This window comes from Chryseobacterium sp. MP_3.2 (assembly GCF_035984805.1).
Classification (GTDB): Bacteria; Bacteroidota; Bacteroidia; order Flavobacteriales; family Weeksellaceae; genus Kaistella.
Genome location: NZ_JAXCHW010000004.1, coordinates 1 through 24,580 on the forward strand (window position 1 = coordinate 1; position 24,580 = coordinate 24,580).

24 protein-coding genes, 3 tRNA genes and 1 pseudogene are annotated in these 24,580 nt (G+C 36.0%); 18 read left to right on the plus strand and 10 right to left on the minus strand.

The genetic code is table 11. From position 1 onward, the window contains the following. From RCH13_RS06825 to RCH13_RS06835, 3 genes are all read left to right on the plus strand, one after another. On the plus strand, window positions 1-571 hold a 571-nt coding region (locus RCH13_RS06825), incomplete at its 5' end, for a hypothetical protein (protein WP_326986492.1). Between the two features lie 11 nt (window positions 572-582). Beyond that, window positions 583-966 carry an RDD family protein gene (locus tag RCH13_RS06830; protein ID WP_326986493.1) on the plus strand — a complete coding sequence of 128 codons (384 nt, stop codon included), beginning with the start codon at window positions 583-585 and terminating at the stop codon, window positions 964-966. Window positions 967-997: 31 nt separating this feature from the next. Next, window positions 998-1,417 carry an RHS repeat-associated core domain-containing protein gene (locus RCH13_RS06835; protein ID WP_326986685.1) on the plus strand — a complete coding sequence of 140 codons (420 nt, stop codon included), beginning with the start codon at window positions 998-1,000 and terminating at the stop codon, window positions 1,415-1,417. Between the two features lie 373 nt (window positions 1,418-1,790). On the opposite strand, the gene RCH13_RS06840 is transcribed toward RCH13_RS06835, so the two are convergent. The 3 genes from RCH13_RS06840 to RCH13_RS06850 all read right to left on the minus strand — a co-directional run bounded on the left by RCH13_RS06840 (window position 1,791) and on the right by RCH13_RS06850 (window position 2,097). Beyond that, window positions 1,791-1,874, minus strand: a tRNA-Leu gene (locus tag RCH13_RS06840). 8 nt (window positions 1,875-1,882) lie between these two features. After that, window positions 1,883-1,955: transfer RNA gene (locus RCH13_RS06845), tRNA-Gly, on the minus strand. Between the two features lie 57 nt (window positions 1,956-2,012). Then, window positions 2,013-2,097 (minus strand) — tRNA-Leu (locus tag RCH13_RS06850). Between the two features lie 155 nt (window positions 2,098-2,252). On the opposite strand from RCH13_RS06850, the gene RCH13_RS06855 reads away from it, so the two are divergent. The 8 genes from RCH13_RS06855 to RCH13_RS06890 all read left to right on the plus strand — a co-directional run bounded on the left by RCH13_RS06855 (window position 2,253) and on the right by RCH13_RS06890 (window position 8,515). After that, window positions 2,253-2,624 (plus strand): DUF3127 domain-containing protein, encoded by a 372-nt coding sequence (locus RCH13_RS06855; RefSeq protein WP_326986494.1) that lies wholly within the window; start codon window positions 2,253-2,255, stop codon window positions 2,622-2,624. 65 nt (window positions 2,625-2,689) lie between these two features. After that, a complete protein-coding gene (aat, locus tag RCH13_RS06860) occupies window positions 2,690-3,334 on the plus strand; it encodes a leucyl/phenylalanyl-tRNA--protein transferase (protein WP_326986495.1) in 645 nt (214 codons plus the stop codon). Further along, complete coding sequence (locus RCH13_RS06865; protein WP_326986496.1) at window positions 3,324-4,208, plus strand: DMT family transporter; 885 nt, start codon at window positions 3,324-3,326, stop codon at window positions 4,206-4,208. Before aat ends, RCH13_RS06865 begins: the two co-directional genes overlap by 11 nt. A 167-nt stretch (window positions 4,209-4,375) precedes the next feature. Continuing rightward, window positions 4,376-5,029, plus strand: a complete 654-nt coding sequence (locus RCH13_RS06870) for a CBS domain-containing protein (protein WP_326986497.1) — start codon at window positions 4,376-4,378, stop codon at window positions 5,027-5,029. Continuing rightward, window positions 5,030-5,899 (plus strand): NAD kinase, encoded by an 870-nt coding sequence (locus RCH13_RS06875; RefSeq protein WP_326986498.1) that lies wholly within the window; start codon window positions 5,030-5,032, stop codon window positions 5,897-5,899. A gap of 70 nt (window positions 5,900-5,969) precedes the next feature. Beyond that, window positions 5,970-7,037, plus strand: a complete 1,068-nt coding sequence (gene fbaA / locus RCH13_RS06880) for a class II fructose-bisphosphate aldolase (RefSeq protein WP_326986499.1) — start codon at window positions 5,970-5,972, stop codon at window positions 7,035-7,037. Between the two features lie 62 nt (window positions 7,038-7,099). Further along, on the plus strand, window positions 7,100-7,951 hold the full coding sequence (accD, locus tag RCH13_RS06885) for an acetyl-CoA carboxylase, carboxyltransferase subunit beta (RefSeq protein ID WP_326986500.1): 852 nt from the start codon (window positions 7,100-7,102) through the stop codon (window positions 7,949-7,951). A 54-nt stretch (window positions 7,952-8,005) separates the two neighbouring features. Continuing rightward, a complete protein-coding gene (locus RCH13_RS06890) occupies window positions 8,006-8,515 on the plus strand; it encodes a DUF6973 domain-containing protein (protein WP_326986501.1) in 510 nt (169 codons plus the stop codon). Window positions 8,516-8,522: 7 nt separating this feature from the next. Here the strand turns inward: RCH13_RS06890 and RCH13_RS06895 are convergent, their stop codons facing one another. Next, a complete protein-coding gene (locus RCH13_RS06895; protein ID WP_326986502.1) occupies window positions 8,523-9,761 on the minus strand; it encodes a PQQ-dependent sugar dehydrogenase in 1,239 nt (412 codons plus the stop codon). Window positions 9,762-9,825: 64 nt separating this feature from the next. Beyond that, complete coding sequence (locus RCH13_RS06900; RefSeq protein WP_326986503.1) at window positions 9,826-10,206, minus strand: hypothetical protein; 381 nt, start codon at window positions 10,204-10,206, stop codon at window positions 9,826-9,828. Window positions 10,207-10,252: 46 nt separating this feature from the next. Between RCH13_RS06900 and RCH13_RS06905 the strand changes: the two genes are divergently transcribed. From RCH13_RS06905 to RCH13_RS06915, 3 genes and pseudogenes are all read left to right on the plus strand, one after another. After that, window positions 10,253-11,749, plus strand: a complete 1,497-nt coding sequence (locus RCH13_RS06905; RefSeq protein ID WP_326986504.1) for a S41 family peptidase — start codon at window positions 10,253-10,255, stop codon at window positions 11,747-11,749. A gap of 98 nt (window positions 11,750-11,847) precedes the next feature. Continuing rightward, on the plus strand, window positions 11,848-13,839 hold the full coding sequence (gene uvrB, locus RCH13_RS06910) for an excinuclease ABC subunit UvrB (protein WP_326986505.1): 1,992 nt from the start codon (window positions 11,848-11,850) through the stop codon (window positions 13,837-13,839). A gap of 48 nt (window positions 13,840-13,887) precedes the next feature. Continuing rightward, a pseudogene (locus tag RCH13_RS06915) lies at window positions 13,888-14,363 on the plus strand (GlcG/HbpS family heme-binding protein); the annotation flags it as partial. Window positions 14,364-14,384: 21 nt separating this feature from the next. Here the strand turns inward: RCH13_RS06915 and RCH13_RS06920 are convergent. The 4 genes from RCH13_RS06920 to RCH13_RS06935 form a co-directional block, all read right to left on the minus strand. Beyond that, on the minus strand, window positions 14,385-14,645 hold the full coding sequence (locus RCH13_RS06920) for a DUF3820 family protein (RefSeq protein WP_326986506.1): 261 nt from the start codon (window positions 14,643-14,645) through the stop codon (window positions 14,385-14,387). Between the two features lies 1 nt (window position 14,646). Then, complete coding sequence (locus RCH13_RS06925; RefSeq protein ID WP_326986507.1) at window positions 14,647-15,729, minus strand: AI-2E family transporter; 1,083 nt, start codon at window positions 15,727-15,729, stop codon at window positions 14,647-14,649. Between the two features lie 78 nt (window positions 15,730-15,807). After that, window positions 15,808-16,542 (minus strand): beta-carotene 15,15'-monooxygenase, encoded by a 735-nt coding sequence (locus RCH13_RS06930; protein WP_326986508.1) that lies wholly within the window; start codon window positions 16,540-16,542, stop codon window positions 15,808-15,810. A 66-nt stretch (window positions 16,543-16,608) separates the two neighbouring features. After that, the gene (locus RCH13_RS06935) at window positions 16,609-17,331 is read right to left on the minus strand and encodes a hypothetical protein (protein ID WP_326986509.1); all 723 of its coding nucleotides are present in this window, start codon (window positions 17,329-17,331) and stop codon (window positions 16,609-16,611) included. Window positions 17,332-17,408: 77 nt separating this feature from the next. Between RCH13_RS06935 and RCH13_RS06940 the strand changes: the two genes are divergently transcribed. The 3 genes from RCH13_RS06940 to RCH13_RS06950 all read left to right on the plus strand — a co-directional run bounded on the left by RCH13_RS06940 (window position 17,409) and on the right by RCH13_RS06950 (window position 21,614). Then, window positions 17,409-18,386, plus strand: coding sequence for an aminodeoxychorismate synthase component I (locus tag RCH13_RS06940; protein WP_326986510.1), 978 nt, complete (start codon window positions 17,409-17,411; stop codon window positions 18,384-18,386). After that, the gene (locus RCH13_RS06945; protein WP_326986511.1) at window positions 18,370-18,996 is read left to right on the plus strand and encodes an aminotransferase class IV; all 627 of its coding nucleotides are present in this window, start codon (window positions 18,370-18,372) and stop codon (window positions 18,994-18,996) included. The genes RCH13_RS06940 and RCH13_RS06945 overlap by 17 nt, the downstream gene beginning before the upstream one ends. Window positions 18,997-19,139: 143 nt before the next feature. Next, window positions 19,140-21,614 carry a DUF5686 family protein gene (locus tag RCH13_RS06950; RefSeq protein WP_326986512.1) on the plus strand — a complete coding sequence of 825 codons (2,475 nt, stop codon included), beginning with the start codon at window positions 19,140-19,142 and terminating at the stop codon, window positions 21,612-21,614. On the opposite strand, the gene menD is transcribed toward RCH13_RS06950, so the two are convergent. Then, window positions 21,615-23,279 (minus strand): 2-succinyl-5-enolpyruvyl-6-hydroxy-3-cyclohexene-1-carboxylic-acid synthase, encoded by a 1,665-nt coding sequence (menD, locus tag RCH13_RS06955; protein ID WP_326986513.1) that lies wholly within the window; start codon window positions 23,277-23,279, stop codon window positions 21,615-21,617. A 296-nt stretch (window positions 23,280-23,575) separates the two neighbouring features. Here menD and RCH13_RS06960 point away from each other — a divergent pair, with 296 nt between their 5' ends. Then, a complete protein-coding gene (locus tag RCH13_RS06960) occupies window positions 23,576-24,526 on the plus strand; it encodes an isopenicillin N synthase family dioxygenase (protein ID WP_326986514.1) in 951 nt (316 codons plus the stop codon). The last annotated feature ends 54 nt before the right edge of the window (window positions 24,527-24,580 follow it).

Below are 24,580 nucleotides of genomic sequence, written 5' to 3' on the forward strand. Positions count from 1 at the left end.
TGGTCAATTTGCTCCGAATCTTGGTGGTCAGTTTACTCCGGAACAGGTGGTCAATTTGCTCCGAAAATTGGTGGTCAATTTGAGCGTTTTTTCCACTCATAGAACTAATATTAATAAAGCAGATAGAAATGAAAGTTGGTTTTATAAAACTATGAAATTTATTGGTAATCATTTATATATGGATGGAGAAGCTTATGTAGATGCAGGAGCACAACTTGAGTTAAAAGTAAAAGCTCTCGGTATTCCTTTTGGTTTAAATATTGAAAACAGGCATACTGAAAAATTTGGCTTTGCTCTAAATATTAACAATAACACAGTAAATAGTAGAGTGATGATGGCTGAACAAACTGAAAATAATTTTGGTTATGGAATATTTGTATATGGGGTTGACACCTCATATAAAGGAAAAATGTTTGGCGAAGAGAGGGAATATACCCAAACGTATGGTCCTATCGGATTTAAATTTAATTCTGTAACCGGTGAAAAAAGTGTTGAATGGACTGTTTTAGAAGGAAAAGCATCAGTACTTCTCGGCGGTGGAGGAAAATTAACTTTTGGTTGGAAATATTAAAAATATATAATATGATTAAAAGAGTATTAGCTTGTGTTTTAGATATATATCTGGTGACATTAATTCAATTATTAATGTATACTTTATATAACTTTTTTCGTGTTGGACAATTTCGTCTTAGTATGTTATATGTTATAGATGATTTTAGAATATTATTTGTTTTTTTCTTTTTACTATATTATTTTATTTCTGAATATTTATTTAGAAAAACAATAGGAAAACGAATATTTAAACTAGAAGTAATTTTTACTAGAAGAGATCTTAAAACTATCATCATTAGAACTATAATAAGATTAGTTCCAATAGATGTGTTTTTTATTTTAATTTATAAAAAAACACTACATGATATTTTATCAAAAACTGATGTTGTAGAAACAAAAAAAGTCCAAGAATAATCAAAAGAACTCCAGGAGACCGGAATGTACGATTGGTTGGAGAAATTACATGCCCGATATTGGTAGATGGAACGGCATGGATCAGTTGTCTGAAAAATTTCATAATGCAAGTCCTTATGCCTATGTGATGAACAATCCTGCGATGTTCTTCGATCCAGATGGCAGAGATATGGCGCCTTGGATGAGCATCTTATGGGGTGCAACAAAGAAAGGACAAAATATTACATTTGGTGGCTTTTCCTCTGATGGTACACCAAGTTGGATGAACAGTTCATCGCCATCATCACAATACTCATCTTTTGGTGATTTTTCACCAAGTAGTACAGGAATTGGATATTGCCAAGGTGACAATGGTGGAAGTAGCATTAATGATAATCTACCTATTATTGATTTACAAGAAGTTTTTATAAAAGGAAAGTCATCAGATTGGGGGCAGCGAATACAAGACTAGTTCAATGAAATAATGAACCAGTTTAATACAGATAATAATAAGGATTTTGCATTTTGGGATAATCATCCTGGAACAATAGCAGCAGTAGCAGGTTGGATTGTATATGTGCAAATGAAGAAAGTATAGGACAATAGAAAATTATAAAAACAATCAGTTAGTCTATAAACGAGTAAGTTAACTGATTATGTAAACTATTATTTTCATTCGCCAAAAATTCAAAATAGATTTTCATTTAACAAACATAGGGATAATGTTTATGGTTAAATCTATTATAGAATCAAAATAAATGTTACTGAACTTAAATCAAGCCACCCTTTTAGCCACCCTAAAAATAAAAACCCCTCTGTTAACTTGCGTTACAGAGGGGTTAAAGTACCTCGGACGGGACTTGAACCCGTACATCCTTACGGACACAGGATTTTAAGTCCTGCGTGTCTACCAATTCCACCACCAAGGCATGTGGAGAGCGAAAAACGGGATTCGAACCCGCGACCCCGACCTTGGCAAGGTCGTGCTCTACCAGCTGAGCTATTTTCGCAAATAAACTTTTCAAAAAATTCCGAAAAATTTTCTAGAAAAATAGATCAAAAAAAAATGGTGCGGATGAAGGGACTCGAACCCCCACGCGGTGAAGCACCAGATCCTAAGTCTGGCATGGCTACCAATTACATCACATCCGCAATTATCTTCTTCTCTTTTACTGAGGTGCAAATATAAAAACTTTTTCCTTTTTAAACCAAGAAAATTTTACAAATTTTCTACTAACCAAAAATTTTATTTTTTGCCCTTCTTTTTCTCTCTAACTTTTAGTAATTTTACCCCTAAATAATTAATTATGGAATTACAGGGAACAATTAAAAAATTAACTGATATACAGACTTTTGCAAGTGGATTTCAGAAAAGAGAAATGGTTTTAATGACGGAAGAGCAATATCCACAGCCAATCAATATTGAATTTTTACAAGATAAAGCAGACCTTTTAAATAACCTTGCAGAAGGTGAAAAAGTAAAAGTTCATATCAATATTAGAGGTAGAGAGTGGACTTCTCCCCAAAATGAAGTAAAATATTTCAATTCCATCGTTGGTTGGAGAGTAGAAAAAGTAGAAGATGGAGGAATTGAGCCAACTGTAGCTGCATCATCTACAACTCAGCCAACTTCAGATAAAAGCGTTTTCGATGATGAAGAAGACGACCTGCCTTTCTAAAAATATTTTCTAAAAATATACAACCTAAATCCCGCTTTTCTATGAGTGGGATTTAATTTTTTTCTATGGTCTTTTTAAATCCTGATGAAATCTCCTTTCCCGACCCTGAATTTACACAGTCAGAAAATGGTTTGTTGGCAGTAGGCGGTGATCTTTCTCCAGAGAGAATTCTATTTGCGTATCAACTCGGGCTTTTTCCCTGGTTTAATCCGGGAGAAGAAATTCTCTGGTGGTGTCCCGATTCAAGATTTGTCCTTTTTCCAAAAGATTTGAAAATTTCTAAATCCATGAAAAAGATTTTCCGGGATGACGTTTTTTCTTTTACAGAAAATACATGTTTCCGACGGGTTATGGAAGAATGCCAAAATACCTACCGAAAAGATCAAGATGGCACTTGGATCTCTGAAGAATTGATTAATTCATTTGTAATTCTGCATCAGCATGGACTTGCGAAAAGCTTTGAAGTTTGGCAAGGAGAAGAATTAGTCGGAGGATTTTATGGACTACAATTCGGAAAAGTTTTTTGTGGAGAAAGCATGTTTGCAAAAGTTAGTAATGCTTCAAAGGCAGGATTTATTCAATTTATTTTGAAAGAAGATTTAGAACTCATTGATTGTCAAATTTATTCCGAACATTTGGAAAGTTTGGGCGCAACAATGATTTCTAAAATAGAATATTTAAAAATTTTAAAATCAAACCATGAATCCTGAAAAAGAAAAATGGATTTTGCTCTTGTCGCTCTCTGTGATTTGGGGTTCTTCTTTTATATTGATCAAAAAATCACTGGATCATTTTACGCCTTATGAAGTGGGATCTTTACGGGTTTTAATTGCAGGAATTTTATTACTGCCGATTGCGATTTTAAACCGCAAGAAATTTCCCATGCGGCATTTAAAATGGTTGATTATTGCCGCCATTACAGGAAATTTCATTCCCATGTTTCTTTTTCCGATTGCAGAAACTCAAATTAGCAGCAGTATTGCAGGGATTGTAAATTCCATGATGCCAATTTTCGTGATTATTGTGGGTTCCCTTTTTTGGAAGTTTTCTACAAGCAAAAGACAATTGATTGGAGTAGGGATAAGTTTTTTCGGGGCATGTATTTTAGCATTATCTGGGGGTGAAAGTGGGGAATTGAAGTTATTCCCGATTATTCTTTTGCTCATTGCTACTTTATGTTACGCTATTTCTACTACTACAGTGAAGTCTAAATTACACGATGTACCAGCGAAAATACTGTCCGCTTTTGTTTTCTCTTTTGTGTTGATTATTCCGTCCCTAATTTCTTTAGTTGCTGCGGGATTTTTTAGTCACGTAAAACCCGAAAATGATTTGTGGATTGGATTAGGTTATGTGAGTTTGCTTTCCATCTTTGGAACTGGTTTAGCAATGATGATGAACTATCGCTTGCTAAGTGTTTCCACTCCTTTATTCGCATCCACAGTTACTTTATTAATGCCCGTTGTGGCCGTGATGTGGGGGTTTTTAGATGGCGAAAAGCTGAGTGTGATGCAGGGTTTCGGAGGAGTTGTTATTTTGGGCGGACTCATTTTTTTACGTGCAAAACCTTTGGTCCAAAAATAAAAACTGCAACACTCGAAAGCGTCGCAGTTTAAATAAATCTAATAAAAAGTAAAAATGAAAGGCGACAAAGATATATTTTGTTTCAATATGATGCAAATTAAATTTTATTTTTTCTATAATTTTTTTAAAAAGACTTTTCATTTTTATTATTTTCCTAAATTAGCCTCATGTTTATCAAAGATTACATCTCCAAAGACTATCAAGCATTCAACACCAGCGATCGAATTGAAGACGCCAATGAGTTTGCGAAAGAATTTGGTTACACGCATATTTTCGTGAAGAAAAAAGGGATTTATCAAGGCGCAATCAGCCAGTCTTTTTTAGAAGAAAGTCCAGAAGGGGACTTGGGATCTTTAGCAATGCACTTTGAGCGGTTCGCTATTGTAGAAGACGGAAATTTGCTGGATTCAATCAAGCTTTTTCACACATTTAACTCTAATGTAGTTCCTGTTATTTCTAAAGCAGAAAAATATGTAGGTTACCTTTCTTGCGACGATATTTTTAATGAATTTTCAAAGTATCCGCTCTTTTCAGAAAATGGAGCAATTATGATTGTACAGACTTCCGATAGAACCTATTCTTTCACGGAAGTTTCAAAAATTGTGGAATCTAACAACGGTAAAATATTCGGATCCTACATCAATATGATTACAGACGATTTTACCCAAATTACCTTAAAAATTACTACTGATAATTTAGTTTCCATCCAAGAAACTTTCGAGCGGTATGGGTATATTATTGTTCAAAAATACTTTAACGATGAGAAAGATGATTTGATGAAAGAAAGGTTTGGATTCTTTCAAAAATATTTAGAATTTTAAATGAAGAACGCCGCTATTTATTCCCAAAAAAATGACCTAGATACTTTTCTGTATTTAAGTAAATTTGTGTCGGAACTAGAAAAAAGAGGGATTACGCCAATTTTGTATAAGACCATGGCGGATGAAATGCAGTTTTCGAAAAGTTTTAAAACATTTGCCGGAAAAGATGATTTGCAGCAAAATGAAGTAGACTTGTTTTTCACCTTTGGCGGAGATGGAACCATCGTAAATTCCTTGCTTTTTGTTCAGGATTTGGAGATTCCAGTAGTAGGTGTCAATACTGGTCGATTGGGATTTTTAGCGAGTTTTACAAAGGAGGAAATTTTTTTGGAACTGGATGATATTTTAAAAGGTGAAGTACAAGTCAGCCGCAGATCGGTGATAGAAATATTGGATCCGAAGTCGGAGAAATTTTTTCCATACGCTTTGAATGATGTCACCATTTCTCGCAAAGAAACGACGGCGATGATCACGATCGATTCTTATATTGATGGTGAATTTTTAAATATTTTTTGGGGTGATGGGGTCATTATTTCTACGCCAACAGGTTCTACGGCATATTCTCTAAGCTGTGGAGGCCCAATTATCACACCGAATAACAAAAATTTTGTCATCACACCAATCGCACCCCATAATTTAAATGTTCGTCCGCTGATCGTTAATGATGACGTAGAAATTCGTTTAAAAGTTGAAAGTAGAGTTCCGCAATATTCACTTTCTTTAGATTCCCGATTAATTCACATGGAGACCAATATGGAAATTATATTGAGAAAAGCATCTTTCCAAATCCTCCTCATTCACCCTAATAATCTGAGTTTTTATGAGACCATTCGCCAGAAATTACTTTGGGGAAAAGACAAGCGAAACTAATATTTGTCGCATAATTTGCTTAACTTTACGCTTCCAAAAAACATAGAATAAATCTTCTAAAAATACAATTATGAGCAGACGTTTTCCGGCAGGAGTTGCCACAGGTCAAATGGTTACAGACATCTTTAATTATGCTAAAGAAAACAAATTCGCACTACCCGCGGTTAATGTAATCGGTTCTAGTAATGTAAATGCAGTGATGGAAACTGCCGCCAAATTAAATTCCCCCGTGATCATTCAATTCTCTAATGGTGGAGCAGCTTTCAACGCTGGTAAAGGTCTATCTAATGAGAATCAAAAATCTGCAATTTTAGGAGCCGTTTCTGGAGCAAAACATATTCATACCTTGGCAGAAGCTTATGGAGCTACTGTTATTTTACATACCGATCACTGTGCAAAAAAATTATTGCCTTGGATTGATGGATTGATGGATGCAAATGAGGAATTCTTTGCACAAACCGGAAAATCGCTGTACTCTTCTCACATGCTTGATTTATCGGAAGAGCCTATCGAAGAAAATCTAGATATTTCTTGTAAATATTTCGAAAGAATGGCGAAAATGGGAATGACTTTGGAAATTGAATTGGGTGTAACTGGTGGAGAAGAAGATGGCGTAGACAATACTGATGTTGATTCTTCTAAATTGTATACGCAACCAGATGAAGTTGCTTATGCATACGAAAGATTAAATGCTATTTCTCCAAACTTTACCATTGCAGCAGCTTTTGGAAATGTTCATGGTGTTTACAAGCCCGGAAATGTAAAATTGACGCCGAAAATTTTGGACAACTCTCAGAAGTACGTTCAAGAGAAATTTGGTACTGAAGACAAACCAATTAACTTTGTATTTCACGGTGGATCTGGATCTACTGAAGCAGAAATTGAAGAGGCAATCAGTTATGGCGCGATTAAGATGAATATCGATACGGATTTACAATTTGCTTATGCAGAAGGAATTCGGGATTATATGAATGATAAAGTTGATTACCTAAGAACGCAAGTGGGAAACCCTGATGGAGAAGAGAATCCTAACAAGAAATTCTATGATCCAAGAGTTTGGGTGAGAAAAGGCGAAGAAACTTTCAACACAAGATTGGTAAAAGCTTTTGAAGATCTTAACAACGTAAATACGCTTTAAATTACCTTTAAGTTTTTGAAGATGAACTCAAAATTTTTAATTTAAAATCTAAAATTTAAGAAATGGCATTCGACTGGTTTAAAAGAAAAACACAAAATATCACCACTTCTACGGAAGATAAAAAAGATGTTCCGAAAGGACTTTGGCATCAAACGCCAACGGGAAAAATCATTGAGCACGAAGAGTTGAAAGCCAATAATTATGTTTCCCCAGAGGATGGTTTCCATGTGAGAATTGGCAGTACCGAGTTTTTCTCTATTCTTTTTGATGGCAATCAATACACTGAACTAGATGCAAATGTAGAAAGTGTAGACATGCTACAGTTCAAGGATACCAAATCTTATACAGATCGCTTAAAAGAGGTGAAAGCCAAAACAAAATTGACAGATTCTATCCGAAATGCGGTAGGAAAAGTTAATGATACTGAGATGGTGGTTTCTTGTATGGATTTCAGTTTTATCGGTGGATCTTTAGGTTCCGTGATGGGTGAAAAAATTCGCAGAGCGGTGGATTACTGTATGGAGCATAAGCTTCCCTACATGATTATCTGTCAATCGGGTGGAGCCAGAATGCAGGAAGCAACGTATTCTTTAATGCAATTGGCAAAAGTTCAGTCCAAATTAGCACAACTCTCCGAAGCTGGATTATTGTACATCGCATATTTATGTGATCCTACGTTCGGTGGAATTACAGCTTCTTTCGCCATGACTGCTGATATTATTATGGCAGAACCAGGCGCATTAATTGGATTTGCAGGACCGCGCGTTATTCGGGAAACCATCGGTAAAGATTTACCAGAAGGCTTCCAAACCTCAGAATTCTTGCAGGAAAAAGGATTTGTAGATTTTATTGTAAAGAGAACGGAAATGAAAGATAAAGTTTCTAAGACCGTGAATTTATTGGTTCACTCTTAAGAAAATCACAATAATCAACTAAATAATCTCTCCGTAATTGGAGAGATTTCTGTTATGAAAAGAACGGTTAAAATTATATTCAATACACTATCTTCTTTAAGTTTTAGTAAAATTTTAAAATTGCTGAAACTCACGTTGCCGCACCCTTTATTTTCTTTATTGGCCTTGTACGCTACTGCAAAAAGTTTTGCACTGGCTCAAAAAGAATTTCCGAAAACCAGCGCGACAAGCGGAATCGGAAACGCTTATCGACACGCATTGTGGACGTGTCTGATTTTAATGTATTGTTCTAAAGTTTCTTCCCCAGAAAAAGCCTTAGATTTTTGTCTCCGCATGACTAATATGCACGAGGAGCTTTTTCCTAATGAGCCTTTGGAGAAGAAAATGGATTTGCATAACAATAAAGTAGGAATGGACCTATTTATGGAATTACTTCCAGGAATTCACCGTCAATTTTTTGAGACCAGTTTTTTCCATGAGAAACTTTTAGAAAAGCTAAAAACCGCCAAAATCGTCAGAAATATTGACGAGCATTTTGACGAGGATTTGGTTTATTTGGACTAAAAGCCAGTTATTTCTTAGAGATTTTAAAAAGTTTTCCGCTGTCCGTAATGGCATACAGATTTCCATCTTTTCCATCTAAAACATCTCTGATTCTTTCTTTTTTATCTACTAAAAGCCATTCTTCACCCGTTACTTTGTTATTTTCAATAGTAAGTCGAATGATTTTTTCTCCGCTTAAACATCCCAAGAATAAATTGTTCTTCCACTCCGGAATATTTCCCGTGTAAAAAGTCATTCCACTCATCGAGATTGATGGATCCCAATAATAAACTGGTTGTTCAGTTCCTTCCTTCTTTGTTGTTCCTTCATTAATTTTTTTACCGCTGTATTCAATTCCGTAAGTAACATCGCCCCAACCGTAGTTTTTTCCAGGCTGGATTAAGTTAAGCTCATCGCCACCTTTTGGTCCCATTTCTCCGTCCCAAAGTTGACCTTTTTCATCCATCGCAAATCCTTGAGGATTTCTCAATCCATAAGAATAAATCTCTGGCTGATATTTCGCCTGTCCGATGAACGGATTTCCAGGTGCTGGTTTTCCATCTTTTGTTATTTTAAGAACTTTTCCTAGATACGCCATGGTATTTTGAGCTAAAGGTCTGGTTTCCATATCCGAACGTTCACCGGTACTCACAAAAAGATTTCCATCTGGTGCAAAAACGAGTCTGCTTCCGTAATGCAATTTTCCATCATAAGTAGGCGTTGCGCGGAAAATAACTTGTGGATTTTCGATCATCTTTTCATCTGCAGATAATTTTCCTTTTCCTACCGCCGTATGATTTCCGCCATTTACGGGTTCAGAATAAGTATAAAAAATCATTCGATTTGTGGCAAAATCAGGATCCAAAATCACGTCCAATAATCCGCCTTGACCTTTCGCATCTACTTTTGGCAACCCTTCTACTTTCATTTTCATTTTTCCATCTGCGGAAACAATTTGCATGAAACCGGATTTCTCCGTTATTAGAAATCTGCCGTCTGGTAAATTCGTAATCCCCCAAGGTTTGCCCAAATCAGAGTTAATTTCTTCAACTACATAAGGTGTAGAAGTTTTAATCCCTTTCGCTCTTGTTTGCCCCACAAAAGCTGATTGGTATTCTGGGGAATGTTTATCTGCAGTTTCTGGATTGGAAATAGGGTCAGTCGCATTTATTTCCTGTGGGGAATTGCTTGTTTGTGAATTTCCGCCGCAAGAGACGAGGAAAATAAACCCCAATAATGGGATGTTTTTCAGAGAATTGTACTTCATAATTATAATTTTTTGGATATTTATAGTATTTGTTTAACATCAAAAATTACGCTTTTTACAAACTTTATGGGGTCCGTAATTTGAAATTCACTGGCTTAAATACCTGCGCTGTATCGGTCTTAAAAAAAATTCCGTTTTCCAAGTTGGTAATTTTTGATTTAAAATTTATTATTTTTCTCGACTGTGAAATAACGTTCACTTTATAATTTAAACCCAACTTGTTTTGAGGGGAAATGGTCTGTTGAATTCGGTTAATTACCACCGAGCTTGGAGAAATTGAATCGTGGCTCACTTCAAAGGTAACAAAGTAACCTTTCTCACCATCACGATCATATGTTTGATAAGAAGGATTATGCACTTTTGGCAATGCGTTTGCAATACATGATGTTGATATTAATGCAAGCAAGCTCAGTACAATTACTGGGGTTATTATATTGATTTTCATAATTTTCCGTTGAATATTGAATTCAAATTTATCAAAATTTTTACAAATGAATATTAAAATATACATCACAAGTTTCGCAGCAGTAGGATTACTACTCATCTCCTGCTCCAGAGATAGCGGACCAGTTAGTCCACCCACCTCCTCACCGACAAATTCTATCAATGATTTTGTATGGAAAGCAATGAATTCATGGTATTACTGGCAACCGAATGTTCCCAGATTAGCAGATAGCTTCAAAAACTCTGCCGAGTATTTACCGTATATTAACTCCAAGACTCCCGATGGATTGTTTTATAATCTTCTGTATGATTATGGAAACACAGATCGATTTTCTTGGATAGAGAACAATAATACTGTTGTACAGGCTTCTAGAACTGCTGAGGTAAAAAAAATTACCGGCTTTGATTACGCCGTTTATCCCAAAGACAATTCAAACACTTCTGCGGTGGCGCTGGTAAATTACGTAGTTCCCGGATCTCCGGCTGCAAATGCAGGTATTAAGCGGGGCGATATTATCACTAAAGTGAATGGAACACCATTAACACTTAGTAATTATTCCCAATTTTCCCAAGACCAATTTACGGTGACGAGAGCCGCAACTGCAGTGATGACGGCAACTGCCTTAGTTACCACAGACAGGGTAGAGAACATTAGTATTTTTAAAGCAAATATTGACGAGAATCCAGTGGCATTCTACAAAAAATACACGTACGGAGGGAAAAATATTGGATATCTCGTTTATAACGGTTTCAAGTCTGATTACAATGATGAGCTTAATTCTGCTTTTGCAGCAATGAAAGCGGATGGAATTACGGAGCTAATCCTAGATTTACGGTATAACGGGGGCGGCTCGCTGGAAACTGCTACCGCATTAGCGCAGATGATCAATGGGAATTTCACGGGTCAACCTTATGCATATCTGGATTTTAACGCCAAACATAATAGTGAAGACGGATTAGATTACTTAAGCAATACCGTGAAAACTTACAATGTAGTAAATGGTTATCCAGAACCTACAGGTCAACAGTCAGTGAACAGTCTCAATGTTAGCAAAATAACCGTTTTAGTTTCTTTTCAAACCGCTTCTGCAAGTGAACTTACGATCACTTGTCTTAATAAATACGTACCGGTGACCACCATAGGAAATGAAACTTATGGAAAATTTGTTGGATCTATTACACTTTACGATTCTCCCGCATCCGATTATACTTCATATACAACTCGTAATACAGCACATAATTGGAAACTGCAGCCCATCAGCTTTTCTTATTTTAATAAAGATAAAGACGCGAATCCCTCTGGCGGAATTCTTCCCACGTATTTAATCAGTCCTTATCAGGCAATTAATAATATCAAAGAATTCGGTAATGTTTCTGATCCTGAACTTAAAAAAGCACTGCAGTTGATCAGCGGACAACCCATTTCAAAGACAGCAGAAAATCTGCCTATTTATAACAACAAAAACATTCGATTTCAACCTATAAATGAAGGCAGCGGACTGGTAATCGAAGATTTCAATAGTTTTTCCAAAAATAGAAAATAATTATATAAACAATTGATCAGAGGGCAGAAAATTCTGCTCTTTCTTTTTGTATTTTTGTGAACCCGCTAATTATACATAGGTGACAACTTTTAATTATTATGCAATTTCAACTAGAATCAGAATATAAACCAACTGGAGATCAACCCAACGCCATCAAAAAATTGACGGAAGGACTTGAGATCGGGGAGAAATATCAGACGCTTCTCGGAGTAACTGGGTCCGGAAAAACCTTTACCGTTGCAAATGTAGTTCAGAATGTTCAAAAACCAACTTTGGTTTTAGCACACAATAAAACATTGGCCGCACAGCTTTTCATGGAATTCAAAGAGTTTTTCCCAGAAAATGCGGTGGAATATTTCGTGTCTTATTATGACTATTACCAGCCTGAAGCTTTCATCGCTTCTACCAATACGTACATCGAAAAAGATTTATCTATCAATGAAGAAGTCGAAAAATTACGTCTTTCTGCAACGGCAAGTTTACTTTCCGGCCGACGAGATGTTTTGATTGTGGCGTCCGTTTCCTGTATTTATGGAGTTGGAAACCCAGCTGAATTTCAAAAGTCCTTAATTTCAATCGAAATTAATCAAAAGGTTACCCGAACTCATTTGCTTCATTCTTTAGTTAATGCCTTGTATTCAAGAACGTTGCACGAGTTTACGCGAGGTACGTTTCGTGTAAAAGGTGATGTGGTAGATGTGTTTCCCGCGTATGCAGATAATGCAATACGCATCCAATTTTTTGGGGACGAGATTGAGACCATTCAAAGTTTTGATCCATTGTCTGGAAATGTAATGGCCAATTTTGATCAGATTCAGATTTATCCCGCGAATCTGTTTGTGACTTCCAAAGAGACGCAGCAAGGTGCAATTCGGGAAATTCAGGATGATATGGTGAAACAGGTTGATTTCTTTAATGACATTGAAAAACCCTTTGAAGCAAAAAGATTGCAGGAAAGAACAGAACTTGATCTGGAGATGATGAAGGAGTTGGGATATTGCAGTGGAATAGAAAATTATTCCCGCTACTTTGATGGACGATTACCAGGTTCCAGACCTTTCTGTCTGCTGGATTATTTTCCAAAAGATTATTTGATGATCATTGATGAAAGTCACGTAACCGTTCCGCAGGTACACGCCATGTATGGTGGTGACCGAAGCCGGAAAGAAGTTTTGGTGGAGCACGGATTCAGACTTCCAGCTGCGATGGATAACCGTCCTTTGAAGTTTGAAGAATTTGAAGCCATTCAAAATCAAGTGATTTATGTTTCCGCTACGCCCGCAGATTATGAAATGGAGAAAACGGGTGGAGATTATATTGAACAATTAATTCGTCCAACAGGGTTGCTGGATCCAATCATTGAAGTTCGTCCTTCTTTAAATCAAATTGATGATTTGATGGAAGAAATCAGAAAACGCGCAGAAGTTGATGAGCGGACTTTGGTGACGACTTTAACGAAGAAAATGGCCGAAGAACTCACCAAATATTTTACAAAATTTGGAATTAGAACCAGATATATTCACTCCGATGTAGAAACTTTGGATCGAATTCAGATTATGCAGGATTTACGCGTCGGATTGTTTGATGTTTTGGTAGGTGTCAATTTATTAAGAGAAGGTTTAGATTTACCAGAAGTTTCTCTGGTTGCAATCTTAGATGCCGATAAAGAAGGAATGTTGCGTTCCCGCCGATCCATGATTCAAACTGTAGGTCGGGCTGCAAGAAATTTGAATGGTAAAGCGATTCTCTACGCCGATAAAATGACGAAATCTATGCAGGCAACCATCGATGAGACAGGTTATCGCCGCCAAAAGCAAATAGAATATAATGAAAAACATGGCATGGTTCCAACTTCATTAAACAAAAAAATCTCTGAAATTTTGGTCGGCAGAAGCAAAGATTTTCCTGATCCGAAATACACACAGAAGGCAATTCTGCAAAAAGTTGCAGAGCAAAAAGCGACTTACGGTAGTGAAGATTTGATGGGTTTAATTTCTGAAAAACAGAAAGCCATGGAAAAAGCAGCCAAGAATTTAGACTTCATTGCCGCTGCGAAATTACGCGATGAAATTGCAGTTTTAAAAGCATAAGCTTCTGCACAATTTTTTAAAATTAATTACAAAAAAAATGATCAATCAATTAAACCAACTTTTTCAGTTCTATTTTTAGTTTTTACCACCTTTTCATTTGCACAAACGGTTGATAAATCCTTAGAGCTTAATTAAAAAGGAGCCCTACTATTGGCAGAGCAAGCCATCTAGAGGCTAAAAAGCTGAATAAAAATATTTCTGTAGCAGTCCTTAACGCTTCTGGAGTAACATTATTAATTCTGAAAGGCGACAATGTGGGACCTCATAACTCTGAGGCTTCGCGCAGAAAAGCCCTCACTTCTTTATCCACGAAAACCGCGAGCTACACTTTAATGGAAAATGCGAAAAAAAGTGTAGATGCAAAAAATCTTAATTCCGTGCCGGAATTGTTATTGTTAGGCGGCGGAACTCCAATTTTTAAAGATGGAATTCTTGTTGGCGGAATTGGAGTTTCTGGAGGTGGCGGTGGCTTAAATGATCACAATATTGCAATTAAAGCAGCTCAGAATTCTGGGTTTACGGTTGCGCCCAAAATTTCTATAACTTTAGAATTTATAAACGGTCTTTTTAGATTTTTTAGGTTCAGAATTTCCACGAAATGGTTTGAGCAAATCCATCAAACCGTTTAATTTGATCTCATAAATTGTAGAAAGTTGCATGCCTAATTTACCTTTGGGCATTCCTTGTCGCTGAAACCATTCTAAATAATTAATGGGTAAATCTGCTAATATTATGTCTTTGTATTTCCCGAAGGGCATTTTTACTTCACAAATTTCCTTTAAAATCTCTGTATTTAATTCCTCCATCTTAAATGCTCAGATCAATTTTTTGTTCTATTTCCCTGGGTTCTGGCATAATCAATTCATTTTCATCTTCAGAAAATTCATCTCTGTACACCTGAATTAAGAGAACCGTGATGGAAATTAAGATGGGACCGAAAATTAATCCCATAAATCCAAATAAGCTAATACCCATAATGATCCCAAAAACAGTATTCAAGGGGTGAATGTTTTCCAGCCTTTTTAGTAATGTAAATCGTAAAAGATTGTCTGTTAAGCCGACCACAATTATACAGTAGGCTGCCAAACCGACACCGCCACCGATATTTCCCTCTGCAATCATAAAAATACAGACGGGTAAATAAATAATAGCCGCCCCTACTATAGGCAACATGGCGGCAAAAGCCGTAAGAGAAAAGAGAAGAACTGGACTTGGCGCATCGAAAATAAAATAACCAATAACAGCAATCACTCCTTGTCCTAAGGCAACTACTGGAATCCCAATCGCATTGGCAATAACCATTTTTCTGAATTTTTCTCCCAATAAATTCATGTTGGATTTTTTTAGAGGCGCAGAGCTGGCTACAATTCTTTCCAAAAATCTTGGTTTCTCTAGCATAAAATAAAGGATGAAATACATGGACGCAATGATGGTCAACGTATTAAAAGTGGTACTTAAGGCCCCAGTAGAAAATTTACCGGCGGTACTTTTTAAGCTGTCCATATTTTCTTTGCTCAGGATATCAATTTTTACTTTGTCATAAACAAAATCATGTATCTTATCGATGAAAATGTTAAACTTCTCCATATAAACATCGGCATTGCCGAGCTTATCTACCAAAATATCAACGATAAAATAAATTGGCAAAATCAAAATAATCAGCGTAGCCATGATAATCACGGTAGAAGCTGCCCACGGTTTCCATTTGCGCTCTTCTTGCAAATACAAGTTGTATTTACGCGTCACAATATACAATGTGATGGCTCCCAAAAGCGCTGGAATAAATAAAGCCAAGTGAAAAGCAGCCAGTCCCAAAAAAATGATGATTAGAGCTAGTAAAAACACCTGTTTAATTTTGGTCCCGCTGATTTGATCTTTTGTATTTAACATAGCTTAGAATTTAAAAAAAAGCAACAGAATTTTCTGTCGCTTTCAAAAATACAATAAAAAAGGATATTGTGTTAGTAATTATTTAGGTAAAAGGATGGGTCTTGGTCTTCCGCAATAAGCACAGTAAATAGAATACATTACGATTAAGTAAAAAGGAAATGTAACTAAAATTCCGATTCCACAAAGTAAGACTCCAGAAATACTTATTAAAATCCCTAAAAGTCCGGTGCCGAGAAAAGTTCCGTAGTTTTCTTTTGCGATGTTGAAAGATTTGCTCAATGCTTCCGAAAAGCTCGCGTTTTCAAAAAGCAGAATAGGATAGCCTAAAAGCAACAAAGGGAAAACGAAGAATACGGGTATTACGCAGAGCAGCATCGAAATTGCAAGGATGATACTTGAAATTAAAGCATAAATGATAATGTTGACAAAATTTTGCTTATACCCAATAAATAAATCAGAGAAAGAAATGGCTTCCTTAAGATTATATTTATTTACCATATAAATAAATCCTACATAAAGTGGTGCAATTAATATCCCGAGCAAGCCGGTTAAACCATAATAAACCCCTAGACCTGGGATGTTTCTAAAGTTAAGTGCAGAATAATCGCCATCTGCAGACATTATTTCTTCCGAAAATTCTTGAGAATTAAATCCAGAAATAGGCTGAACGAGCAGAGAGGCGATCAAGTAAATGACCATCAAGAGAATACCGTAACCAAATACTCCTTTGAACATTTCGAGGGCGTGACTGATAATTGCGGACGCATTCCTTTCGGGTCCAGAAGATTGATTTAAATCTGTAAAATTTTCCATAGTGCTAAGTTTTTAAGTTAATCAAATTTAAAATTTATTTCATTAAAAACAAGAGCAAGTAGAATCTTAACCTACTTCTTTATAAATGTGTTGATAAAGGGTGTAAACCATGGCATTCCAAAAAGGATAGGTAAGCAACAATCCAAATCCGCATAATAATATTCCACTTGCCCCGAAGAGCAGTGCAACCAACATACACACTGCAATAGTGGTAAAGTTTCTTCGAATTCCTTTAAATCCTAAAGAGATGCCTTCAAACGTTTTTACATTTTGAAAAAACATGAGCGGAATAGAAAATAAAGTGATAAAAATCCAGACAAAACCTAAGAGTAATAATGCATTTGCGTAAGTGAAAATGATAATCCAAAATAAGTAGAAACCAAAAAATTTGAAGAAATCAAAGCCCAAATAGCCCGCGAACAAATCATTTAGTTTCACTTCTTCTTTCAAATCTATTTTTCTGTAGATCTTATAAAAAGACACATTGAGCGGATTGATTAAAGCGAGTAGTACAAAAAAAGCCAAAGCAAAATTTCGCATTTGGGGCAAAGCGGCTACTTCTTCCATCTTTTTATTAAAAGCAGGCAAATCTGTTCTCCACAAATCGCTGTGTTTGGTAAACTCGTCCCACAATCCGAAATATTGGAAGAGGTAATAATATCCTAAAAAGAACAAGGAAAAATAAAGTAAACTGTACGCCAATTGAAAGAGTAAGGTTTTCTTCCAATACATAAATGCAGTTTTCAAAAGCAGTTCTATAGGGGAGTTTTTCGCTAATTTATTTTCCATGGCGCAAAAATAATCTTTTAAGATTTAAACCCTTCACATTTTAAGATATCTTCACGCTTTTCCCTATTTTTGTGCCCATGTTTTCTGCACCGCATTCCAATTTCGACCTCATGGATGATTTTTCTCAAAGAAAAATTCCCTTCTTTTTTATGGTCGATTTTTTTATGGAAAATGTAGAAGTTTTCACAAGAGAGCAAATTGAAGAAAAAAGTTTATTAATTGATTTTGAAAACTTTACCAATGCTAAAAATCCGGAAGCGATCAAAAGAGATTTTCAATTTAGTTCCTTTCCACCATCTGCAAAAGAGTACGAGATAGGATTTAAACATGTACAGCAGAACCTCAAATTAGGGAATTCTTATCTCACCAATTACACGTGCAAGTCGGAAATTAAAACCAATTATACTTTAGAAGAACTTTTCTACGCCACCAAAGCAAAATATAAAGTGTGCTATCCAGAAAAATTCGTCTTTTTTTCTCCAGAAACTTTCGTGGAAATTATTAATGATAAAATTTTTACGCATCCTATGAAAGGAACCATTGACGCCGCTAAAGAAAATGCCGCAGAGATATTAAAAAATGACCTGAAGGAAAAGGCTGAACATTATACTGTTGTGGATTTGCTAAGAAATGATTTAAGCATGGTCGCAGATGAGGTTCAACTGGATGAGTTTCAGAGAATTGATTTTCTTAGAACGCAACAAAAAAATCTATATGCCATGAGTTCCGAAATTTCTGGCGTGGTGAAAAAGGAATTTAAAGGAAAGGTTGGAAGTATTTTAAAAACTTTGCTTCCTGCGGGTTCAATTTTAGGCGCACCGAAAAGAAAAACTTTAGAAATAATTTTAGAAGCCGAAAATTTCCCCAGAAATTATTACACGGGCGTTTGTGGCTGGTTTGATGGTAAGGATTTAAATTCTTGTGTGATGATCCGCTTCATTGAAAAAGAAAAAGACAAATTCTTCTTTAAAAGTGGTGGTGGCATAACTCATTTAAGTACATTTGCCGACGAATACGAAGAAATGAAAAATAAGATTTATGTCCCAATTTATTGAAAGCATTAAAGTAGAAGATCAAAAGGTTTTTCTTTTAGATCTCCACCAACAAAGGGTTAATGCTACGTTTGCAAATTTCGGAAAAGAAGGTTCTCTAGATTTAGGTAAAATATTTACAGACATGCAGCATGATGAAGATGGGCTGTATAAATGGAAATTGACCTACAATTTGGATAAAACATTTACCAAACAACTAATTCCCTACGCGATTTCCGAAATCGCCAAAGTGCAGCTTGTAGAAAATAATTCCTATGATTATTCCTACAAATTTGCAGATAGAAAAGAATTAGAGAATATGAAATTGAAAGCGAAAGCAGACGAAATCATTATCGTAAAAAACAACTATATTACAGATACTTCTTACTCCAATATCTTATTTAAGAAAGGAAAAGATTGGTTTACGCCGAAAACATATTTGCTAAATGGAGTGCAAAGACAGCACTTATTGAAAACTAAAAAAATTAAAGAGGCAGAAATTACACTTCAGAATTTAGATCAATATTCGCATTTTCAGATCATTAATGCCATGAATGATTTTGATGATATGTTTGTTTATCCTATGTCTAAAATCAGTAATTTACCTACAGACTCCGATTTTTCTTTGGAATAAATCACCCAATTTCTCGTTAGTAGATTTCCCCACTGTATTTTTCCGCACCGGAAATTGCCAACTTGGTTATGAATAAAAAAAGTCCGTTTATATTTCGATTATTCCTTTCGCTAAACATCCTATTTTTTTTGATTTTGGGGTCCATGGTTTTTTCCCAATCCAAAATCTCTGGAAGCATAATTGATCAAAAAACGCAGAAACCTCTTTCTGGCGTGGATATTTTTATCAATAACCAAAACGCTGCAAAAACCACTACACTCAATTCGCAGTTTTTAATAGAAGCTGATTCTGGGATCGCAACTGCCACTTTTTCTAAAAAAAATTACAAATCAGAAGTGTTGAATTTCAGCGATTTGAAATTTGAAAACTTAACCATCAAACTACAACCGGAAAGAATTGAAGTTCTTCAGGAAGTTATTTTGGCAGGGAATACGAAGAAGAAGTACAAGAACAAAAAAGAAAATCCCGCCTACGCGATAATGCAGGAAGTTTGGAAACGCAAAAAAACCAATGGACTTGCGAATTACAAAGATTACCAGTTTAAGAATTATGAGAAAATTGAAATTGGTTTAAACAATATCGACAGTACTTTTAGAGAGAGAAAGATTTTCGATCAACTGGAGTTTGTTTTCGATTATGCAGATTCTGCTAATTATGAGAAAAAATTGACGCTCCCTGTTTTTTTTAATGAAACGATTTATAAGACCTACGGCAAAAATGCTCTAGAAAACAAGGAGAACAAAATTATTGTTGCCAATAAATTTTCTGGTTTTAATAACAATGAGCTGATCGCTTCTACTGCAAAAAATCAGTTTAAAGACGTAAATCTTTACGACAACACGCTCAATTTTTTCAATATTGGTTTCCCAAGTCCCGTTGGTTCGGAGGGATTTAATACGTATGACTATGAAATTACAGATTCTCTTTCTGTAAATGGAACCGAATCGTACATGATCAAATACAGCCCGAAAAGAAAGGAAGTTTTGGCTTTTCAAGGAAATCTCTACATTTCAAGAGATACTTTTAACGTGGTGAAAGCTACCCTGAAATCAACCACTAATATCAATGTTAATTTCGTGAATGGAATCTACATGGAACTGGAATATGATTCGCCCAATGACACCATTTTTCTGCCGAAAAAAACATACACAGAACTGGAGATGTCCATTTTTAATAAGAAGAAAGATTCGAAAGGCGTACTTTTTAAAAAGACAGATATTTTCAGCGATTACCTTTTTGATCAAAACTTTGCCGATTCATTTTTAACGGATCAAAACCAAACTTTAAGCGATACAGACCTCACAAAACCAGACAGCTTTTGGGAAGAAGAGCGCGAAGAACCTTTGCTAGAATCCGAAAAGAATGTCTACAAAATGGTTTCGGAATTGGAGAATGTTCCAAAATTCAAACGCATTGTTAAACTCGTTGAAATTCTGGAATCTGGCTATATCAACGCGTGGAAAGCCATCGATTTTGGAGATATCTTTTCAGTGTACGGAAATAATGAAGTGGAAGGTGACCGCATTAGATTGGGCGCAAGAACCTATTTTTCTCCGAATGACATGTGGAGAATTGAAGGTTACACCGCCTACGGATTTAATGATCAAAAATTCAAATATGGATTTGAAGGTCGCTACATGTTTAACCGTGATAATCGCGCAACTTTAGGTTTTGGTAGTAGAAATGATGTGATGCAGTTGGGTGCGCAACTCACCACAGATGATGGAATTATGACGAGATCTTTTGCTTCATCATCTGTCTTTTCTTCCGGGACTAATGCTTCTTTAAGTTTCGTAAAACAGAATAATCTCTTCTTCTCCTTGGAGCCTGTGAAAAATTTTGAAGTGCGTTTAGATGCTTCTACCCAGAATATAAAATCTGCGAACCCCCAAAATTTTAATTTAGACTTCTACAAAAACAACAGTTTAAAATCTAAACTTACAGATTTTCACACTACTTTTTCCTTGATGGCAACTCCTGGCGCCAAATATTCCCAATATGGCGTTGATCGCTATGCTTTCACTACTCTTTCGCCCACATTTGTGCTGAAGTTTACGCATGGTTTTGAAAATGTTTTAGAGGGTGATTTTGATTATAATAAGTTGCAGTTTTTGTATTCTCAACCTATTATTTTAGGGAATTTGGGTCGAACGATTTTAAATGTAGAAGCAGGTAAAAATTTCAATACCGTCCCTTTGGCGCTTCAAAATATTATTCCTGGCAATCAATCTTACTTCTTGGCTCCCAATACTTTTGCCCTTTTAAAATATTATGAATTTGTGGCCGATGCGTATACAACCATGCATGTGGAACATCATTTTCAGGGGAAACTGATTTCCTTTATTCCTTTGATCAACAAGTTGAAGCTTCGGGAAATTATTTTCTGGCGCGGTGCATACGGAAGTTTAAGTCAAGCTTCAAAAGATATCAATTTTGAAAATCAATTGTATTCTGCGCCGAATGAGCAAATTTACTATGAGTACGGTTTTGGGTTCGAAAATATTGGATTTGGCAATTTAAAAATTCTGCGCGTAGATTTTAACTGGCGTGGTAATTATTTAGATCGGCCAGATGTTTCAAAATTTGGCGTGAAGTTCGGCTTGCAAATGAATTTCTAATTATTTCATAAAGTCGAAGTACCCTTTCAAAACTTCTGCATTTTCAATGTCTTGCGTAGTAATTTCTAAAATTTTTGGTCGCGTATCATGTTTAAAGAAATTATCCAAAACGCGGTCAAGCGTCACTTCATCTTCCACTTTGGTGTACTGAAATCCGAAATCTTTCGCGGCATGTTCTGCGGATCTGTGGTGCTTAGTTAAGATAAATTCCTCCAAAGCATTCGTAGAATCTGGACCCGGAATGATTTTGAAAATATCGCCGCCGCCGTTATTAAAGACAATAATTCTGGTGTAGGGCGGAATGTAATTATTCCATAGACCATTGATGTCATAAAAGAAACTTAAATCTCCTGTTACCAACACGGTTTGCTCCACGCTTTTCATGGCAAATCCCATCGCGGTAGAAGTACAACCATCAATTCCACTTGTTCCACGGTTACAATACACCTTGTTTTTTTGAAAATCAAATAGTTGCGCATATCGGATGGCGGAAGAGTTACTGATATGAAGATTGATGTTATTTGGAATTTTTTCTGCCAGAATTTCGAAGAGCTTAAAGTCAGAAAATTGAGTTTTCAAGCAATACTCGTCATGTTTTAAATCTTTTTTATCCCGTAAAACATCCCATAAATTGTAGTACGGTTGAGGTTCTAAGCGAATATGGTTCAGTAATTTTCCGAAAAAATGTTCTGCTGTGCTTTCTATTTTTGCCGTAAGAGAAAAGAAAGTATCGGGATGCCACACTTCATCAATGTGCCAATGATTTTTTGGTTTCGCTTTTCTTAAAAACTGTTTAATTTTTTTTGAAACTACATTTTGCCCAATCGTGATGAGTAAGTCCGGTGCGTAAAGCTGCATGTCACTCTCGCTGAAATTAAAAATGTAGCGATCAATATGGGCGAAAAACTTATCGTGTTTTAAATTGGAGTTGGCTTCTTTTAAAATCACCGCACTGTGATTTTTAACAATTTGAGAAAGTTGCATTTCCAACTTTTCCGTGTAATCCCGTGTTCCCACCAAAATCATAATTCTTTTCGCCGTATTCCATTCTGCAATTAAGTGAGACGGAATTTCTTCCTTTTTTTTACGGAGGGTTTTTTCCACGGGTGGAAAAGCAGGTTGCTCAGAAACCAATTGGTACAAAGGTTCCGTCAAGGGAATATTAATATGAACCGGACCTTGTTTTTCTATGCAGAGTTCAATAGCCTTTTTAATGAGGTTAAAATTTTCTTCATCAGAGTTTTCCTTCTCGTCTTCTAAAAGCTGAAAATCACCGTAAGAATGTTGTTGATAGAGATCTTTCTGACGTATTGTTTGACCATCAAAAATATCTACATAATCCGTCGGTCGGTCTGCGGTTAAAATTAAAAGAGGCGTATTTTGGTAAAAAGCTTCCGTAATTGCAGGATAATAATTTGCCGATGCAGAACCACTTGTACACGTAATTGCTACGGGTTTTTTCGTGCTTTTTGCCATTCCCATTCCCACAAAAGCCGCACTTCTTTCATCCACAATGCTGTAGCAATTAAAGGCATCGGTTTCTGAGAAATGTATTGCCAAGGGCGCGTTTCTGGAACCGGGTGAAATTACAATGTCGAAAATTCCGTATTCTTTTAGGAGATGTGCTAAAATCTGAATGCTTCTTTTAGAAGAATATTGTTTCATAAAAAGGGTTGAATTGCAAATTTACTCATAATAAAAATCAAAATACAAAACGCAGCACTATGTTTTTTCGAAGCGTGAAGACTAGTTTACATCCCGAGGATTAGTCCCGCTCTTCACTACAATCTTTCTTCCCTCTGCATTTGCCCTTGCAAAAAAAAGGATTTTCCTTGTGATCGGGGCTAAAAGTTTAGTCTGCTTTTTATTTTACATCAATCAATGCAATTGCACTTTATAAATCTACTAAATCCTTAATCTAAAATATCTTATTTTTACGACTCAATTTTAAATCTAACAAAATGAATCAGATCCCAAGTGTGGATTTGCGTGATTTCCTTTCGGGTGACCCGGAACGCAAACAAAAATTTGTAAATGAAATCGGAAAAGCCTACGAAGAAATCGGCTTCGTGGCGCTAAAAGGACATTTTCTAGATGACCAATTGGTTGCTGAACTTTATGAAGAAGTGAAGCAATTCTTTGATCTGAGTGTAGAAACAAAACAGAAATACGAAATCCCTGGAATCGGTGGGCAGCGTGGCTACGTGGGTTTTGGGAAAGAAACTGCTAAGGGTTTCAAAAAAGGAGACTTAAAAGAATTCTGGCATTTCGGTCAGTATTTGGAAGAAGGTTCTGCGTATGCTGAAACGTATCCAGATAATGTAGAAGTTGCAGAAAATCCCAAGTTTAATGCAGTCGGTAAAGAAGCTTTCAAAATGCTCGAGAAAACGGGAATTTATGTTCTTAGAGCTTTGGCACTTCATCTTGGCTTAGATGAATTTTATTTCGATAAATTCGTGGGCGAAGGAAACTCTATTTTAAGACCCATTCATTATCCACCCATAACTTCGGAACCAGATAACGCAGTTCGAGCAGCGGCTCATGGTGACATTAATTTGATAACCCTCTTAATGGGCGCTCAAGGCAAAGGTCTTCAAGTGATGAATCACGATGGCGAGTGGATTGATGCGATCGCACAACCCGATGAGTTGATGATTAATGTGGGTGATATGTTGTCTAGATTAACGAACAATAAACTAAAATCTACCATTCACCAAGTGGTTAATCCACCTCGGGAAATGTGGGGAACTTCCAGATATTCGATTCCGTTTTTTATGCATCCAGTGGGAGAAATGCCCCTGATTGCTTTAGAAAATTGTGTAGATGAAAACAATCCAAAATTATATGAGGACACCACCGCCGGTGAATTTTTATATGAAAGATTGGTGGAATTGGGTTTGATAAAAATATAATTCCGATTATTTGAATCGTAAGGAGAACGGGCATTTTTGTCCGTTCTTTTTTTG